A 17,177-nucleotide genomic window follows, 5' to 3' on the forward strand; every position below is an offset into this window, starting at 1 on the left:
AAGATAATCAGAGGTTAAATAATGCCAAAATCACGTCATATTTCTCTATCAAAAAAGGGAGAATATCAAGTTCTGGTCATTCCCCACGAATTTGCTTTATCGGGGACAGAGGTTTTGCTACGTCAAGAAGGCGATCGCTTAATTATTGAAGCGATCGCTTCTACTTCTCTGCTTGATCTGCTGAATACATTGCCAGATATTGCCGATGAGTTTCCTGACATTGATGAAGCACTACTCTTGATGATATTAAATTTTAGTCCGAGCGAATGACCTATCAATATCTCCTCGATACCAATATTTTGTCAGACTTGGTTAAACGGCTCAGTGCGATTAAATTGAGAGATGCGATTTTCTTGGATTGCTGTAATTGTTCCGGCATGATTAATCCTCCTGTTTCATAGCATTCAGACTGGTTGGTAATTTTCGTGATTATCGATAATTTCGGATAAATCACTTAGTTTGGGTAAATCTTTTAGGGCGGATTTGAATGAATCACTTTCAGTCAAAATATCCTCAAGAGTTAAATAATGAACGATCGCCCGATTTATTTCAGGATATTGCGATCGCCGTGGAATAAAGGTTCTCTTATACCCAACTCCTGCCAAAATAATGCCAATATCAGCTTCGGTTTCTGTGATTTTTTGGTAGAATTCATCCGCATCACTTTGAGGTAATGGCTTGCCCCTTAACTTACATTGAAAATAAATTTTTTGCTGATTTTCATTGTAGCCACTGCCATCAACCCCACCATCGGGTCCGAGAGACCCTGCTTCCAGTCCTAGTTCGACCGCAAAACAGCGACCCAGCCGCTGTTTTGCTTGATTATCTGAATTCAAATATCCAGCAATTAATGCCCTAATTTGAGTTGCATCCATTAGATAGATTAAGATTGTTAACTTTATGCTTCAGTTTTATATTTTTGAGGAATCAATTTTTCATACAATAGATTGATTCCAAGTATGGCACATTCATTTTCCTTTCCCTTCATATCATATTGTGCTATTTTTGCCAATGTCTTAGTATCAAGTTGAACCGTCACTTCTGACCTTTGTGATGTTTTTTGAGAATCTTGATTAGTTTGACTATTGTTTTTAATTTTATTCAGATAATCTTGCTCTTTTTCTCCATAGGCTAAAGCGTACTTAATTGCTTGAGGAATAATTTGTTTCATCGGCACTCCCAGCCAAATAGAACAAAGTTCATCAGCTTTTCTTTTTTCTTCAGTTTCAAAACAAAATCTAAATCGATCTTGTTGTAACATGGAATCGGATTTCTGTAACCCAATTGATAAGGCTCGTTCTTTGATTCCATCGGTTGTTTGATCCTGGCTGACTGTCATAGACACCTCCTAGATTATTAAACATTCATGGCAAAGATTATAAAAATATTCATAAGTAGATGCAAATCCTGGACAATCCCAAATATACTTATTTTGCTCTAGAGCACTATCTATTTCATCTTGAAAATTCTCCATTCCTGGGGCAACTTGACAATTTTTAGGTTTGGGATTTGCTGCCTCTAATTTAGAAATTACTCGATCTTGTTCAATGCCAAGAGGTACAACTAAAAATATCGGATAGTAATTAATTCCTGGTTCGCGGTTGGCTCTTATTTCTACATCCGCAGCCGTATCTAAGAAGCTGGGCAAGTCGTTGAGCGATCGCTTTTGCGATTTATTAATTGGAATTACAATGGTATCTGGATAGTTATTACTCATCATTGTCACCATATCTTCTGGGGGGCTATCAGTATCAATGACGATATAATCATAAGTCGCCAAATCTGCCTTCTTTATTTGCTTAAATTGACGGTTAAAATCGGGAGGATTCCAGAGGATATCTAACCAGCCATCGATTGAACTTAAAAATTCTTGATATTTTGGGCGTCTACCTTTGTAGAAACTCCAGGCATCAGGACGCGGATCGCAATCAACGAGAAGGATTTGCCCTAATTGTTATTTTCTAAGAACCCCAGCGATATGCACCGCTAAGGTAGTCTTGCCTACTCCACCTTTGTCGTAATGACAAAGAATAATGTGAGCCATTAGTTATCTCCATCACACTTGACATTTTCTATTATATAGCATTTTTTTATTTTCATGTGTGAAATGTTTAGGCTAGGCAGACAAATTAACCATGAGTTAATGATGAGAAAAAAACCAGGGTTTTTCCTCATCATTAAAATTATTTTTGGTTTGGGAATGGCGCGATCGCATTCTCTGGCAGTTTCGACAATATTATAAATTCAGCTAGAAACCCGGTTTCTTGAAGAAACCGGGTTTCTACGCCAAGAATTAAAGTTATCTGTTTTTTGCCAAAATATCTGCGTGCCTAACCCACCCTACCCCACTAGGTAAGATTTAAAGATTTAGAAATTTAGATATTTAGAGAATTCCTCAGTGCCTCTTGCACCAAAGTCAAAATATCCGTGGGCAAAATACCCAACTGCCTTTGAAATACGGACTCATCAACAGTGGCAATTTTATCAGCCCTAATTAAAGATGTCTTTTTTAGTCCAGTTTGGGCAAAATCAGGATAATTATCCTCTAGCAAAACCCAAGTATCTCGCAATTGCCCGGAGGGAATTTTGGAAAAAATGCCCAAAATAATTAGCTCTTGGCGATGACGGGCTATCACTAAAGCTGGTCGCAGCTTATTAGAGGCTAAATCGCTAAAAGGAAAGCGAACTAGCCAAGTTTCATAACAGTTAGGCTGGTTCGTCATTATATATATCTTCTTCTGGGTCGTTCCACTCTGAAAAACCTGTTTCTGCCAATTTCATCATCACTGTAGCTGCGATTTTTTCTGATATTTCTTCATCTAGGGCGATCAGTTCGTCCAAGGGCAAATTAAAAATGATTTGTTTGATTTCGGCTACTGTCATACTGTTTGTCCAATCAAGATTTGTATTCCTTCGTTAACCAATGGAGTTTGGTCAGTCCAGAAAATATAATTTTATTTGGGATATGACTTATTATAGCATCTTACTTTTGCATCGGTTTTTGCAGAAACCGGGTTTCTGCAAAAACCTCCCTGTGGAGATGCCAAAATTATCGCAGAAACCCGGTTTTTTTCTTATCATTAAACGTCTTTTTGGTTCGGGGATGGGGCGATCGCATTCTTTGGCAGTTTCTATCCATTCCTGCATAATTACCTCTACATTTTGCACCGCTTCTTGATAGGTTTTTCCGTCAGCGGCACAACCCGGTAATTCTGGAACTTCAGCGATAAATGCTTGGTATTCTTGACTCCAATAGAGGATTATTTTATAATGAAGCATCATTTTCACCTCATACTTAGGTTCTTTCGGCATTAGGGAGAAAAATGTATTTGATACATAATTTCAGTCGGTGGGCTACGGCACGAATTAAAGTTATCTGTTTGTGGCCAAAATATCTGCGTGCCTAACCCACCCTACCCTTAATATGTCAGTCGGTGGGCTACGGCACGAATTAAAGTTATCTGTTTGTGGCCAAAATATCTGCGTGCCTAACCCACTCTACCCCTGATCTAAAGAAACCGGGTTTCTTCAAGAAACCCGGTTTCTGATTAATCAATTATTACAGTATCATTACAGTTTTGTGCCACATTCAGAACAGCATTTATGGCTGGAAGGATTAACCGTATGGCAACTGGGACATTCTAGGATACTGTTAGCCAGCACCTCGGTTGCCGTCTGGGGTAAACCCATCATTTCGGTGTTGCTCTTTCCGGGGGCAACCATTGGGTAACAGTTTTCTGCCCGCTTCACATGGACATCTAAAATTACCGGGCCATTATGAGCTAACATTTGCGCGATCGCCCCTGGCAATTCTTCGCGAGTATTCACGGTAATGCCTTTAATGCCGTAAACATTGGCTAACTTCACAAAATCCGGGGTGCCTTGTTCCAGGTCAGTGGCTTCATACCGTTCCCCATAAAAAGTTTCTTGCCATTGCCGCACCATGCCCAACCAACCATTATTCAGGATGACGATTTTTGCCCCCACTTTGTAATGGGAAATAGTGCCAAGTTCCTGCATATTCATTTGGAAACTGCCATCCCCAGAAATGCAGATGGTTTCCACCTCTGGCAGGGCTAATTTCACCCCCACCGCAGCGGGAACACCATAGCCCATTGTCCCCAAACCTCCACTTGTCACCCATTTGCGCGGGCCGGTTTTCAGGAATTGGGCTGCCCACATTTGGTGTTGACCCACGTCGGTGGTGTAGTACGCATGAGGGGCTTGGCGACACAACTCCACAATCGCTTCTTGGGGGGAAAGGGTTTCCGAAGGATGGGGCTCTTCCAGGGGATATTGTTTTTGCCATTGGGCAATGCGATCGCGCCATGCTTTCGTTTGTTCTGGGTTCAATCCATTGCCCATTTCGTGATTGCGCCGCAACAGGTCGATCAATACCTGACGCACATCCCCCACAATAGGCACATCGGGTTTACGATTTTTCCCCACTTCTGCCGGGTCAATATCAATGTGGATTACCTTAGCGTCCTTGGCAAATGTATCTAACTTGCCGGTTACACGGTCGTCAAACCGCGCCCCCACCGCAATCAACAAATCACAGTTACTCACTGCAAAGTTGGCATAAGCAGTTCCGTGCATCCCCAACATCCCCAGGGACAGAGGATGGTGCTCATCAAAAGCGCCTTTACCCATCAAGGTGGTGGTGACAGGAATTTTGAAATGTTCCGCCACTTCTTGAATTTCCGCATGGGCATTAGAGGCGATCGCGCCGCCCCCCACATACATCAACGGCTTACTGGATTCCCGAATCAATTGCAGGGCTTGATTAATTTGCCGGGGATTTCCTTTCACCGTCGGACGATATCCGGGCAAATGCACCGTCCCCGGATTAATCGGCTCATAATCACATTCCAAAATTCCCATATCCTTGGGGACATCAATCAACACCGGGCCTGGTCTGCCGGTACTTGCCAAGTGGAACGCTTCTGCCACCACGCGAGCAATATCATTAGGATTGCGAATCACATAAGAATGCTTCACCACCGGCAAAGTAATCCCAAAAATATCCACTTCCTGAAACGCATCACTGCCAATCAAACCACTGGGAACCTGTCCGGTAATCGCCACAATTGGCACGGAATCGAGATAAGCAGTCGCCAAACCTGTCACCAAGTTGGTTGCCCCCGGCCCAGAAGTGGCCATACAAACCCCCACTTTTCCCGTAGCCCGGGCGTAGCCATCGGCTGCATGGGCAGCCGCTTGTTCATGTCTAACCAGAATATGCTTCAGTTCCCCTGCGGCTTCAGCACGATAAAGTTCATCATAAATCGGCAGGTTTGCCCCACCGGGATAACCAAAAATATGCTGTACCCCGTGACGTTTCAAGCTATCAATCAAAGCAAAAGCGCCGCTCACTCTTTTAACTGTTACATTTTGCAGTTGCATAACTAATCCTCGTAATCTTCGCAAATGTTTTAGCTGTTGATGAATTCTGATGAATTCGGTTTAGGGATCAAAATTATCATGTCAAAATTTAGATAATTTTTATGTCCTTAATTTATATATAATTTTTCTCATACAGCGGGAATTATATAGCCCATATTTTTTATTTTGGTATTTTGACTTGATTGGGGATTTGATTGGGGATTTGATTGGGGATTTGATTGGGGATTTGATTGGGGATTTGATTGAGGATTTGATTGGGGAGAGTTTGTCAGACTTACTCGGTGCAAATTTCCTGGGTAAGTCTGAGATTAGTCAGGTTTTCAGGTTAGTTTGCTAATCGATTTCCTCTTCCTAGGAACTAATCTCTAATCCATATAAGGTAATGATCTCATGGTTCTTTGATTTGATTTATTAGTCACTCGTTTAAGGGATTCACTTATTAATCATGCCCTAAAATTTCGGGATTGGCAATTTTCTTGATATTTATTTAAGAATATTCATATTTAGATAAATTTGTGTCCCGCTATTTCCCTTCGTGTACCGTTATTTGCCGCATATTGTCAGAAGATTATCACAAAATTTGTCAAAAAAGCTTAAAAAAAAATTAAATTTGTCTCAAATCCTTTCCTTTAGAAACCAGGTTTCGTAGAAGTTACCCGGTTTCTTTGATCGAGGGACTTTTCTACCTCCTCTCCTCCCTTGGTCGATCGCAGGTGGATCGCTGGTTGGTAAATAGACCCTAGTCTATCAAAAACCCCCCAAGCATCCGTTTCTCCTGTGGGAAACGAGAAATTGGGGAGTTTTTATAGTGAAAAATTCACTCTAAATGAATATTATTTCACTGTTATTTCACCTGGAACTGAGTGCCACGATAACATCCTTGAAAAGAGGTTAACTGACTGCCGGTTAGCTGCTCCAGTTTAGTGACTAACGAACTTGGAGATTGGGATTCCGAGGCATTCCATTCATACATGAAATTACCTAAAGATTGCCCGGTTTCTTCATAGCTATATTCTTGGACTAAGATATTTTCAACTCCAAGTACCTGTTGATCGTGGTAGCCATTAACGATAATTTTGGAAATCACTGCACCGGGTTCTGCTTTAATTTTCCACTGTACAGGTTCATAGGCAGAAAGTGCTAGAACGATCGGTTGTTTTTGTTTGGCAATTTGCACCGTAACTTCCCCGGTTGGGCGGTAGTCAATGCGATGATCTCCACGGGCTTCATAGATGCCAATTAGATGCAGGGCAGATTGATTTTTGTTTTGGTTTTTGTAGGCAGAAAAATCTTGACTTCCCCCAGAACCACAAGGACTTTCTGAATTGACTGAAATTACAGGATTTGTTGTGATATTGGTTCGGGTTTGGAACTTTTGGCAAGGAATTAATCCAGCCACTATTCCTACAGAGGCGATCGCGCCAATTGCTCCACCAATGGGTAGCAGTTTTTTTAAGGATCCGAGTAAATTAACCTGAGTAATTTTCTCTACGGTTTCTTGCACTGCTACTTTAGTATCTCCCAGGACATCTCCCAGAAAATTGCTGTTGCCATCAAGTCCTGCTAACATGAGCAAACTTTCCGGGTTTTCCAGCAAGTTTTGGATGACTTTGGCTTCGCCGATATAGAGATTTCTGCTTTCTCGGTCGAGGAGTAACCAATATTGGTCCGTTTGATTTAGACCATAATCTTGAATTTGGGGTGCAATTTGAGGATGTTGCAGGAAAACTTGCCAAGCTAAAGCCGAACCAGTCCCGACATTTTTCCCATCGCTATACATTAATTGGTTAATGTCCGGTTCCCAGTGCCACGCCACCCAACGGCGTGGGTATTCATAGCCGAGGGATTTTTCCAACCGCGCATGGGCAGTCAGGTTTAAAGGTTGAACTAATGGATTAGACATCGATATTTCTCGCTGGTTTAAATAAAAAAAATTAGACCAAAGTTAGACCAAAGCTGGACAAAACCTAGGCCAAAACTAGATCGCACCCGGAACCGATATAGGCGATCGCCCAACAGAAAAGTTACAATTCAAAGAATTAACCACAGCCCGAATCGTTATCGGGATGTGTAGGGGCGATCGCCTAAAAATCTGGATTTCAGTAGAAGCCGTGATTTTTGCTAAAAATCTGCGGATCGGCAAATCAGGCAACACCAATCACTGGCCATAGGAAAAAAACCATGTTTACTCATTTTTTTATTAGGCGACCAGTCTTTGCCTCTGTCTGTTCCCTAATCATTATTCTGATTGGGATGGTGGGATATACTCGTTTGCCCTTGCAAGAATATCCTAGCATCGACCCCCCAGCAGTCAATGTGTCCACCACCTATCCTGGTGCCAACCCCAGGGTGGTGGAAACGGAAATCACTGATGTGCTAGAAGATGCCATTAACGGCATTGAAGGGGTGAAAACGATGCGATCGGAAAGTCGCGAGTCCGTTAGTTCAATTACTGTGGAGTTTGAACTCAGCCGGAACATCGAAGAAGCCGCCCAAGACGTGCGAAGTCGGGTTGACCGTGCGATCGGCAACCTGCCGGAAGACGCAGAAACCCCCGTTGTCAGCAAACGAGACGGAGACTCATCGCCAATTCTCTGGTTTGCTGTCTACAGCGATAAGTTCAGCACCTTAGAATTAAGCGACTACGTTGATCGCTATGTGACTGATATCCTGGAAACCGTTCCCGGAGTCAGCAACATCATCATCAGAGGCGAACGGCGTTATGCCATGCGCGTCTGGCTCGATCCGGCAAAACTGGCCGCCCGCAACCTCACAGTCCTCGACGTAGAACAAACCCTCAGAGAACAAAACATCGAAATTCCCAGCGGCAGAATTGAGGGAAATACTTTAGAATATTCCGTCCGTACCCTCGGTAGACTGCAAACCCCGGAAGAGTATCAACAGTTAGTCATCAGAAAAAATCCTGATGGTTCCCAAGTTTACTTGCGCGACCTAGGAATAGTGGAAATTGGCGCCGAAGACGATCGCTCATTCGTCAGATTTAACGGCATAAATGCCGTAGGTTTAGGGATTGTCAAAATCTCTAAATCCAACACCCTGGATGTAGCCAACGGGGTGAAAGCGAAAATGGCTGAACTCGCCCAAAATTTTCCCGAAGGACTGAATTACCAGTTATCTTTTGATACCTCGAAATTTATTAGTTTAGCCATCACAGAAGTGTGGCATTCTCTTTATCTTTCAATTTTCCTGGTAATTTTAGTCATCTTCTTTTTCCTGCGGGACTGGCGAGCCACCTTAGTTCCATCGGTGACAATTCCTGTCTCCTTAATTGGGGCATTTGGCATCATGTTCGCCCTGGGCTATTCCATTAATACCCTCACCTTATTTTCTCTTACCTTAGCCACTGGCTTAGTGGTGGATGACACCATTGTGGTGCTAGAAAATATTGTCCGTTATATCGAAGAAAAAAAGATGTCCCCCTATCAAGCGGCAATGGCTGGAGTGGGTGAAGTCGTCTTTGCGGTCATTGCCACTACTGTGGTGTTAGTTGCGGTATTTGTTCCCATTGGATTTTCCAGCGGCACCATCGGGCGATTACTCACGGAATTTTCCATCACCCTGGCAGGTTCGGTGGTGATTTCTACCATTGTGGCCTTAACTTTAGCCCCGCCATTATCCGCGAGAATCTTAAAAAATCCATCGTCTATAACCCGTTCGCCAAGGAAAAGTTTACTCAACATTTTCTTTGGCTATATTGAAGTATTCTTACGCAAAGTCGAAAGAAGCTATCGCTGGTCACTGATCAAAATCATGCCATTAAAATTTGTCATGGTTGGGGGATTTTTTCTCTCTTTAGTATTGACTGTGATTTTATTTCAACAAATTCCTCAAGGCTTTTTACCTACGGAAGATAGAGGATCAATCTTTACCATCGTCAGAGCACCCCAAGGGGTTTCTCTCAGCTATACCGATAACCTAATTCGTCAAGTCGAAGAAGTGTATAGCCAAGTACCAGAAGTGGAAACTTATTTTACTGTAGGGGCTTTCGGTCGAGGTACAGCAGGAGAAGTGAATCAAGGAATCGCATTTGTTAGACTCAAAGATTGGAGTCAGCGCAAAAATCCCGACCAATCCCAACAAGAAATCATTAATCGATTGCGGCCAAAATTTGGCGCAATTCCTGATGGAATTGTCTTGGCAACTAATCCCTCTTCTTTACCAGGGGCAGGATTTGGTCAAGCGGTAGAATTTGTCCTCCAAGGCCCGGATTTTGACGAATTAGCCCAAGTTTCTGAGGAGTTTACTCGGCGAGCCCAAGAATTACCGCAACTGGTGAATGTTGATACAGATTTAACTATCAATAAGCCGGAATTAACTATTTCCATTGATAGAAATCAAGCGGCTAACTTAGGAATTTCCGTGCGGGATATTGCGCGAACTATGCAAATTCTTTTAGGCGGGCAAAAAATCACCAGTTTTAATCAAGGAAACCGCCGCTATGAAGTCGTGGTTCAAGCGGAAAAAGAATTTCGTTCGACTCCCGAAGATATTCGTCAATTATATGTCCGCAATCGGGAAGGTCAGTTAGTTCCTTTGAGTAATTTAGTCACCATTACCCCCGACACAACGCCGCCCCAAATTAACCACTTTAATCGGTTTCGGGCTGCCCGAATTTCCGGAAGTGTAGCCCCCGGATTCAGTTTAGGAGAAGCCTTAGACGCTTTGGACAATTTAGCTAAAGAGGTACTTCCTGCGGATATGCGTACTGCTTTATCCGGTCAGTCTTTGGAGTTTAAAGAAGCGGGACAATCCACAATCTTTACTTTTGCCTTATCTTTGGCTTTTATCTTTTTAGTGTTAGCGGCTCAGTTTGAAAGCTATATTGATCCGATCATTATTTTGCTGGCGGTGCCGTTATCATTATTAGGTGCATTTGTGGCATTAATATGGGCAGGTTTGGAACTCGATATTTTTAGTCAGATTGGCTTAATTATGTTAATTGGTTTGGCAACGAAAAACTCGATTTTAATTGTGGAGTTTGCCAACCAGTTACGAGAACAAGGAATGTCAATTACTAAGGCAGCAATTAATGCGGCAGAACTCCGCTTTCGACCGATTTTAATGACCGCTTTTTCTACCATTTTTGGCATTTTGCCCTTGGCATTTGCTACCGGGGCTGGGGCTGCTTCTCGCGTGTCTTTGGGCATGACTGTGGTGGGGGGAATGTTTGTCTCTACCCTGTTAAGTTTGTATGTGATTCCCGTGTTTTATGCGATCGCGATGCAAGCCCAATATCGCTTAATGCATCATGGTCATAAGGAGAAAGAAGTGTGATCATAAAGAAACCGGGTTTCGCCGAAGTTACCCGGTTTTTAAACTGTTGATGGTTGATGGTTCATTAAATATGATAAAATGTTAGGGTGGGTAATTTTTGCCCGCCCTAACATTTTTTTGACTTTATAAATTATGTCATCAGTCGCGATCGCACTGAAAATCCTTCGTAGGGTGGGACGAGACGCGGCAGTGATTTTGGGATAAAAGCGATCGCCTTTATTCCGCGTCGTAGCCCACCAAAACCAGCCTTCGTAGCTTGTAGGGTGGGCAATTCATAAATTAAATTCAAGCATGGGTTAATTTTATTGGTTAATTTTCAATTGCCCACCAGTTCTAGTGCGAATGCTTATGATTGAGTGTCTAACTCAAGCTGCTTAACCACTTCTTTTTGTTTCTCTGCACTTTTCACCACTTCATAGCTTAAACGCATATTTAATCTGGCTTGATTTTCAATAATATCTTTAACCGTGACAATCTGAATCTTATCATAACTCTGAGTCATGTATTTACTCCGATAAAATTCAGCATATTTTGCCGTTTTTAGCATATCTTTGGTGGGATTATCTAAGGTGATATGGCAATACTAGCATTTTCTAGGGTCATGGTTCCGATTAAGTCTCGGATATTTCCGGATTTGACTTTCCCAGATTTCACTTGGAAAATTATTTTTTCTGGTTCGTTTTTATCGCCTTGAAAATAGACAACGCCATCAATTCCTTGATCTGACTCTTTTTTGGTGTTAATGACTGATCGGTTATTGGTGTAAGTTAAAATTGCCCATTTTTCAAATTATTTCCGAGTGGGATCGTCCGCTTTATTGGCTAAGGCTATGGCATTTTCTATATCTTTGGGAATCCCATTGAGTTTAATTTGTTCTAATACTCCCTTACCAAAGTATTAGTCTAATCTTTTTAAGATTAAACTAATACTTTGGTAGGTAATATCAATGCCGATCCATTGTCGATTTAATCTTTGCGAAACCGCAACTGTTGTCCCACAGCCACAGTAAGCATCTAATACCATATCATTTTCATTAGAACTGGCTTGAATGATTCTTTCTAATAATGCTTCTGGTTTTTGGGTTGGATAACCTAACCGTTCTTTAGCTGATGGTGCAATAATTGGAATTTTCCAAACATCAGACATTTTCACTCCTTTAGCATCTTCATCTGTTGTTTGTGAAGGTACTCTTTTTCCGCTTTTGTCATGTCGAGAAACAATCTTTTTACTTCCAAACCGTTTTAAATTTGATGCAGCACGTTACTCTAAAAGTACGTTAAATAAGGATTTTTTATCATTTTTGGTGTAAAATAAAATTATGTCGTGATTTATAGAAAAACTTTTTTCTGCAACTGCCCATTTTTTATAACTCCAGATTATTTCATTTTGAAAATTGCCCATATGAACGCAAAAAACAGCATCTAATACTAATTTTAAATAGTGACTAGCTGTTGGATCGCAATGTAAGTAAAAACTGCCGGTAGGTTTTAAAACCCGATGAATTTCGGTGATTCTTAAAGTCATGCTGACCAAATAAGCCAGCAAACTGCCCTCTCTTAAAACATTCCTTAAGCCTGTAATTAAATCAATGCATTGCTGAGTGAATAAGCCATGATAGTTATCAAAAATTTCATGGATTCCTTGAATAGCGCGATCGTCCCATTCCCAAGTATCAATAAATGCTTGGGCTTGTGCTTTGTCCTCTGAACCAATATTATTGTAGATTTGATTATAATTACCTTTAGAGTTAAAAGGCGGATCGATATAACATAAGTCAACGGACTCATTTTTGATGTAGCGTCTTAAAACTTCTAAGTTGTCCCCGTAATAAAGCTGATTAACCATATTTTTTAGCCTACTTGCTTTTGTTGAGATTTCTTAATCTCCACTTTGCTCAATTACCACAATGCCATAAGCATCAGGGATTTAAATAAGCTTAAAAATCAGATTATGACGGATGTTTTGTGAATAAATATTAACTAAATGTCAGATTATCACGGAAAATGACGGGCATCAACTAAGCTATAATGGTTAAATCGATTCGCCTGTCTAAGTTAAATGAATGTAACAGGAGCTTTACAATTTGCCGATCGCTTAGTGTTTCAGCAAACAGAAAAGCACTTAGATGACTCTCAGAAAATAGCTGTAGCTACAATAAATCGGTCGGCTGGGTCTTGATGGGGTAGGGAAATCTGGCGACTTAAAATAGCAATGGCATAATTCATCTCGGCTTCACGAGTTTTCAGTCTTTTCAAAGCTAAGTTAACCCATGTAATCGGGTCAGGATGTAAAGATATCCGGCCTTTTTCTGCTAAAATCAATGTTTCCCAAATGCTAATTGGACTCAGCCAAAGTTCAGTATTAGGATCGGCAATTGCAGTTTGAAGTTGGCTTGATAAGCGTTGGTCTCCCAGTAAATACCACAGCCAAATGTGGGTATATCTAGCAGCAGTTTCATTCTAACACCTTCCAGGGCTGAGGCTCTGGAGTAATTATATCTCCTAAAATTTCACCGCTTCCCTTCATTGCCCCAAAAGCGGGGCGGGGATCTGGGGTAGTAGCGGGATAGATAATCACTAAGGGTTTGCCTTCATGGATGACCGTAATCGGGGTTTTAGTCCGTTCGACTTCTATAAATAGATTCTGGAGAATTTGGGGCAGTTCATGGGTTGTAATTTCTGTCATTTGTCACCTCCTAAACCGTGAAATAAACCGTGAAAAATCATGTAAATGCCGCATCGCTTACAGCGGTTTTCTATTAAGTAGGTGGGCAGAAATAAATGCACTACAAACCATATCAGAAGAAAAACTGTCATTCCCGCGAAGGCGGGAATCCAATGATTTACGGTAGGGAACGAAAAGTGCAATTAATTATGTTCACCTACTTAAATCTACAATACCGATCGCAGCGATCGCTAATCTGGCCAATTCTCCTTCTCTTAACACCGTTGCGGACTTATACAGATCCTCGTGAGGGGGGCTCCTCTCTAGGGCGCGATCGCCTCAAACTCAACCAACAGGGCCGCCTGTTCTAAAACTAATTCAACGGCCAGCGCCTGCATATCTGGGGGATAACCATACTCTCGCAAAAGACGTTTAACCATAACTTTCATTCTCGCCTGCACACTGCTTTTGAGGTTCCAGTCAATACTGGCATTTTGGCGAATTCTCTGCACTAAAACAATCGCCAGTTCTCGGAGTTTATCTTTTCCCATCACTTCCCTGGCGCTGTTATTTTGGGCTAAAGCCTCATAAAAGGCGAGTTCGTAGGGTTCCAGTCCCAATTCTTCCCCCCGTTGTTGGGCGGTCTGGGTTTCTTTGGCGATCGCCAGTAACTCCTCAAGTACCTCTGCAACGCCGATCGCTTGGTTCTGATAGCGGCGTAGGGCTTCCTCCAGCATGGCCCAGAGGTGACGACTCTGGACTAATTGGGTGCGACTTTTTGCCCGGATCTCGTCCTTTAATAACCGCGTCAAGATTTCTACCGCTAGGTTCTGATGTTCCATCCCCCGCACTTCGGCCATGAATTCATCGGAGGTAATCGAAACATGGGAGTTTTTGATGCCTGCTTCGTCTAGGATGTTCACCACCGCATCGGACACTAACGCCTGATCCACTACCTGACGAATAGCCATCTCGATCTCCCCATTGCTCAATCCGCCGTTGCGAGATTCCAGTTTTTTCAGACTCCCTTGGATAGCTTGGAAAAAGGACACCGCCTCAGCCCGACTCAAGGCTTCAGGATGGGGAACCGCGAGAGAATAGGCTTTAGAGAGGGCGAGGACTGCATCTTGAAAGCGGCTTTTTCGGCTAGGGTGGGCGATGTAGTTGGTGGCGGTTTTGAGCAGGTTTAGTTTTGCTCTCGTGTCGGCGGTGTAATAACTTTGGTAGTCACAATCTGCCATAATCTGCTCGACCACCTCCAGTTTAGCCAGAAACACCGCTAAGGCTTGGTCTTGGTCGAGGGTGAGGCTACCCTTGCCGCCACTTTGAGAGTAAAAGGCCAGGGCTTCTTTCAAATAGGCGGCTAAACCCAGGTAGTCTACAATCAAGCCCCCGGTTTTCTCAAAGTAGACTCGGTTAATCCGTGCGATCGCCTGCATGAGATTATGACCTTTGAGGGGTTTGTCAATATACAGGGTATGGAGCCCAGGCGCATCAAACCCCGTTAGCCACATATCGCAGACGATCGCTAACTCTAGGCCGTCCTCCGGGTCTTTCAGCCGTTGAGCCAGAATTTGCCGTTGGGTTTTGGTGGTATGGTGGCGGACGAGGGAGGCTTCATCGGCAGCAGCAGCGGTCATCACGACTTTAATTTTTCCCCCTTTGAGCGCGTCATCATGCCACTGGGGACGGAGTTTGACGATCTGTTCATAGAGATTAGCTGCGATCGCGCGACTCATCGTAACAATCATCCCTTTTCCTCGGTTGGCGGTTTGCCGTTGCTCAAAGTGGGTGACAATATCTTGGGCAATGATCGCGAGGCGTTGGGTAGAACCTACAATGGCATCCAGTTGAGTCTGTTTGGCCTTGGCTTTTTGGGTCTGGTCTAGGTCTTCAAAGGCTAAGTCTTCCTCCAGTTCATCGAGGAGTTGGCGGCCCGTTTCGTCTAAATCTACTTTCACCAGGCGGCTTTCATAGTAAATGGGAACCGTGGCCCCATCTTCCACCGCACGGGCGATATCGTAGATGTCGATATAGTCGCCGAAGATAGCGGGGGTGTTTTTATCCCCTTGTTCAATGGGAGTTCCCGTAAAGCCCACAAAAGTAGCATTAGGCAGGGCATCGCGGATATATTTAGCAAAGCCGTATTTGGTCTGTTTGCCGATTTCGTTTCCTGCTGCATCTTTGAGGGTGACTTGTCGGGCTCTGAAACCGTATTGGCTGCGGTGGGCTTCATCCGCAAGGACAACAATATTAGAACGGTTGCTAATTTGAGGATAGAGGGTTTCGTTGTTTTCCGGGGCGAATTTCTGAACCGTGGTAAAGACAATCCCCCCCGACCCCACATTCAGGAGTTCTCGCACTTGGGCGCGGTTGTTGGCCTGTTGGGGGTCTTGGCGCAGGAGTTGGCGGCATCCGGCGAAGGTATCAAACAGTTGGTCGTCTAGGTCGTTGCGATCGGTGAGAATAACCAGGGTGGGGTTATCGAGACTCAGGACTAATTTTCCTGCTAAAAAGACCATCGACAGGGATTTTCCGCTTCCTTGGGTATGCCAGAGAACGCCGCCTTTGCGATTTTTGGGGTCAGAGGCCGCCCGGTGGACGGAATCCAGGGCTTTATTGACGGCTTCATACTGGTGATAGGCGGCTATTTTTTTTATCGTTTGCACCCGGACAATTTCGGTTTCTGGGTTGATGGTTTTGGTTTGTTCAAAAACCGTAAAGTGGCGGATCAGGTCTAGGAGGGTGGCGGGGTTGAGAACTCGTTTAATCAGGGTTTCCAGTTCGTTTTCTGGGGAGTTGGGGTGGTCGGGGTCTTTCCAAGGGAGAAAGCGGTTATAGTCGGCGGAGAGGGACCCCAGGCGGGCGGTGAGGCCGTCGGAGATGATCAGCAGGGCGTTGTAGGTGAAGAGGTTGGGGATTTCTTGTTTATAGGTTTGCAGTTGGTTAAAGGCACTTTTAACGGTAGCTTGGGGGTCGGCGGCGTTTTTGAGTTCAATCACTACTAGGGGCAGGCCGTTAATAAATAGGACGATATCCGGGCGGCGTGTGTGGTTGTTTTCGCTGACGGTGAATTGGTTAACGGCGAGAAATTCGTTATTTTCTGGGTGTTTCCAGTCGATGACTTGCAGGGGTTCGCCTCTGGTTTCTCCCTCTTGTTGGAATTCTACGGTGATGCCTTCGGTGAGGTATTGGTGGCAGGTTTGGTTATTGTTGAGGAGGTCGGGGGTAGCGATGTTGAGGAGTTGTGTTAGGGCTTGTTGTTGGCTATCGGCGGGAATGTGGGGGTTTAAACGGTGGATAGCCTTTTTCAGTCGGGCGATCGGGACAACTTGATTAAAATTTTCCCGTTCTGAGTGGGGGCCATTGGGTTGGATATCGTAGCCGTTGCGGTAGTCGTAACCCAAGGTGGTTAAGTGTTCGAGGGCATTTTGTTCTATAGAGTCTTCGCTAAGGTATGACATCGCTTTGGAAAAACTAGGTTTGTTGTTGCGCTTGAGTGCATTGGGTGTAAAACCCCAACTTCACTATAAACGAGATGAAAATGTTTGTCGGGTCAGCATTGGGATTCATGCCATAAACCCCAAAATTGTAGGGGCGTATTGCATACGCCCAAAAGGTTTGTCGGGTGGGTTAGGGCTTAAATTAACTCCGAAAAACCCTAACTTATTTTCTCTGATGCAATCTAATTAGGTGGCCAGAAATAAATGCACCACAGACCCCATTAGAGGAGCAGAGGAGCAGAGGCGCAGAGGAGCAGAGGAGAGAGTGAATAGTGAATAGTGAATAGTGATATTTTTTCAACTTGTAGG

The 17,177-nt window shown here is 43.5% G+C and carries 17 protein-coding genes and 1 pseudogene; 3 read left to right on the forward strand and 15 right to left on the reverse strand.

Translation table 11 applies throughout. The features are described from left to right. Positions 1-21: 21 nt before the first annotated feature. Positions 22-270, forward strand: coding sequence for an antitoxin (locus AM228_RS21400; protein WP_054468986.1), 249 nt, complete (start codon positions 22-24; stop codon positions 268-270). Positions 271-404: 134 nt separating this feature from the next. On the opposite strand, the gene AM228_RS21405 is transcribed toward AM228_RS21400, so the two are convergent. The 8 genes from AM228_RS21405 to AM228_RS21435 all read right to left on the reverse strand — a co-directional run bounded on the left by AM228_RS21405 (position 405) and on the right by AM228_RS21435 (position 7,309). Beyond that, positions 405-875: a hypothetical protein gene (locus tag AM228_RS21405; protein WP_054468987.1), complete on the reverse strand. Its 471-nt coding sequence runs from the start codon at positions 873-875 to the stop codon at positions 405-407. 23 nt (positions 876-898) lie between these two features. Next, positions 899-1,339 (reverse strand): hypothetical protein, encoded by a 441-nt coding sequence (locus tag AM228_RS21410; protein ID WP_054468988.1) that lies wholly within the window; start codon positions 1,337-1,339, stop codon positions 899-901. A gap of 9 nt (positions 1,340-1,348) precedes the next feature. Further along, positions 1,349-1,780, reverse strand: coding sequence for a hypothetical protein (locus tag AM228_RS21415; RefSeq protein WP_054468989.1), 432 nt, complete (start codon positions 1,778-1,780; stop codon positions 1,349-1,351). A gap of 595 nt (positions 1,781-2,375) precedes the next feature. Then, a complete protein-coding gene (locus tag AM228_RS21420) occupies positions 2,376-2,723 on the reverse strand; it encodes a type II toxin-antitoxin system PemK/MazF family toxin (RefSeq protein ID WP_054468990.1) in 348 nt (115 codons plus the stop codon). Beyond that, positions 2,707-2,883: a hypothetical protein gene (locus tag AM228_RS34430; RefSeq protein WP_190878719.1), complete on the reverse strand. Its 177-nt coding sequence runs from the start codon at positions 2,881-2,883 to the stop codon at positions 2,707-2,709. Before AM228_RS34430 ends, AM228_RS21420 begins: the two co-directional genes overlap by 17 nt. Before the next feature lie 90 nt (positions 2,884-2,973). Next, complete coding sequence (locus tag AM228_RS21425) at positions 2,974-3,312, reverse strand: type II toxin-antitoxin system HicB family antitoxin (RefSeq protein ID WP_231636893.1); 339 nt, start codon at positions 3,310-3,312, stop codon at positions 2,974-2,976. A gap of 258 nt (positions 3,313-3,570) precedes the next feature. Further along, entirely contained in the window at positions 3,571-5,406 is a 1,836-nt protein-coding gene (ilvB, locus tag AM228_RS21430) for a biosynthetic-type acetolactate synthase large subunit (RefSeq protein WP_054468991.1), read from the reverse strand. 844 nt (positions 5,407-6,250) lie between these two features. Next, complete coding sequence (locus AM228_RS21435; protein WP_054468992.1) at positions 6,251-7,309, reverse strand: hypothetical protein; 1,059 nt, start codon at positions 7,307-7,309, stop codon at positions 6,251-6,253. 278 nt (positions 7,310-7,587) lie between these two features. Here AM228_RS21435 and AM228_RS21440 point away from each other — a divergent pair, with 278 nt between their 5' ends. Then, positions 7,588-10,701, forward strand: coding sequence for an efflux RND transporter permease subunit (locus tag AM228_RS21440; protein WP_054468993.1), 3,114 nt, complete (start codon positions 7,588-7,590; stop codon positions 10,699-10,701). Positions 10,702-10,831: 130 nt separating this feature from the next. Here AM228_RS21440 and AM228_RS33240 read toward each other — a convergent pair whose 3' ends face one another. The 6 genes and pseudogenes from AM228_RS33240 to AM228_RS21455 all read right to left on the reverse strand — a co-directional run bounded on the left by AM228_RS33240 (position 10,832) and on the right by AM228_RS21455 (position 13,386). After that, a complete protein-coding gene (locus tag AM228_RS33240) occupies positions 10,832-10,990 on the reverse strand; it encodes a hypothetical protein (protein ID WP_156331955.1) in 159 nt (52 codons plus the stop codon). A 57-nt stretch (positions 10,991-11,047) separates the two neighbouring features. After that, a complete protein-coding gene (locus AM228_RS35560) occupies positions 11,048-11,248 on the reverse strand; it encodes a hypothetical protein (protein WP_231636894.1) in 201 nt (66 codons plus the stop codon). Positions 11,249-11,265: 17 nt separating this feature from the next. Beyond that, complete coding sequence (locus AM228_RS35565) at positions 11,266-11,475, reverse strand: restriction endonuclease (protein WP_369817791.1); 210 nt, start codon at positions 11,473-11,475, stop codon at positions 11,266-11,268. Between the two features lie 123 nt (positions 11,476-11,598). Further along, positions 11,599-12,546: pseudogene (locus AM228_RS35570) on the reverse strand (DNA-methyltransferase). A 287-nt stretch (positions 12,547-12,833) separates the two neighbouring features. Further along, a complete protein-coding gene (locus AM228_RS21450; RefSeq protein WP_313890626.1) occupies positions 12,834-13,133 on the reverse strand; it encodes a PIN domain-containing protein in 300 nt (99 codons plus the stop codon). A 22-nt stretch (positions 13,134-13,155) separates the two neighbouring features. Further along, a complete protein-coding gene (locus AM228_RS21455; protein ID WP_054468994.1) occupies positions 13,156-13,386 on the reverse strand; it encodes a type II toxin-antitoxin system Phd/YefM family antitoxin in 231 nt (76 codons plus the stop codon). A 95-nt stretch (positions 13,387-13,481) separates the two neighbouring features. On the opposite strand from AM228_RS21455, the gene AM228_RS35575 reads away from it, so the two are divergent. After that, on the forward strand, positions 13,482-13,736 hold the full coding sequence (locus tag AM228_RS35575) for a hypothetical protein (RefSeq protein WP_156331956.1): 255 nt from the start codon (positions 13,482-13,484) through the stop codon (positions 13,734-13,736). On the opposite strand, the gene AM228_RS21460 is transcribed toward AM228_RS35575, so the two are convergent. Further along, complete coding sequence (locus AM228_RS21460; protein WP_054468995.1) at positions 13,689-16,829, reverse strand: type I restriction endonuclease subunit R; 3,141 nt, start codon at positions 16,827-16,829, stop codon at positions 13,689-13,691. The genes AM228_RS35575 and AM228_RS21460 overlap by 48 nt on opposite strands. Between the last annotated feature and the right edge of the window lie 348 nt (positions 16,830-17,177).

This window comes from Planktothricoides sp. SR001 (genome assembly GCF_001276715.1).
Classification (GTDB): domain Bacteria; phylum Cyanobacteriota; class Cyanobacteriia; order Cyanobacteriales; family Laspinemataceae; genus Planktothricoides; species Planktothricoides raciborskii.

Bases quoted from the DNA above. Each gene is read 5' to 3' on its own strand.
- AM228_RS21400 (WP_054468986.1), top strand. From the start codon at position 22: ATGCCAAAATCACGTCATATTTCTCTATCAAAAAAGGGAGAATATCAA.
- AM228_RS21405 (WP_054468987.1), bottom strand. From the start codon at position 875: ATGGATGCAACTCAAATTAGGGCATTAATTGCTGGATATTTGAATTCA.
- AM228_RS21410 (WP_054468988.1), bottom strand. From the start codon at position 1,339: ATGACAGTCAGCCAGGATCAAACAACCGATGGAATCAAAGAACGAGCC.
- AM228_RS21420 (WP_054468990.1), bottom strand. From the start codon at position 2,723: ATGACGAACCAGCCTAACTGTTATGAAACTTGGCTAGTTCGCTTTCCT.
- AM228_RS34430 (WP_190878719.1), bottom strand. From the start codon at position 2,883: ATGACAGTAGCCGAAATCAAACAAATCATTTTTAATTTGCCCTTGGAC.
- AM228_RS21425 (WP_231636893.1), bottom strand. From the start codon at position 3,312: ATGCCGAAAGAACCTAAGTATGAGGTGAAAATGATGCTTCATTATAAA.
- ilvB (WP_054468991.1), bottom strand. From the start codon at position 5,406: ATGCAACTGCAAAATGTAACAGTTAAAAGAGTGAGCGGCGCTTTTGCT.
- AM228_RS21435 (WP_054468992.1), bottom strand. From the start codon at position 7,309: ATGTCTAATCCATTAGTTCAACCTTTAAACCTGACTGCCCATGCGCGG.
- AM228_RS21440 (WP_054468993.1), top strand. From the start codon at position 7,588: ATGTTTACTCATTTTTTTATTAGGCGACCAGTCTTTGCCTCTGTCTGT.
- AM228_RS35560 (WP_231636894.1), bottom strand. From the start codon at position 11,248: ATGCTAAAAACGGCAAAATATGCTGAATTTTATCGGAGTAAATACATG.
- AM228_RS21455 (WP_054468994.1), bottom strand. From the start codon at position 13,386: ATGACAGAAATTACAACCCATGAACTGCCCCAAATTCTCCAGAATCTA.
- AM228_RS35575 (WP_156331956.1), top strand. From the start codon at position 13,482: ATGCACTACAAACCATATCAGAAGAAAAACTGTCATTCCCGCGAAGGC.
- AM228_RS21460 (WP_054468995.1), bottom strand. From the start codon at position 16,829: ATGTCATACCTTAGCGAAGACTCTATAGAACAAAATGCCCTCGAACAC.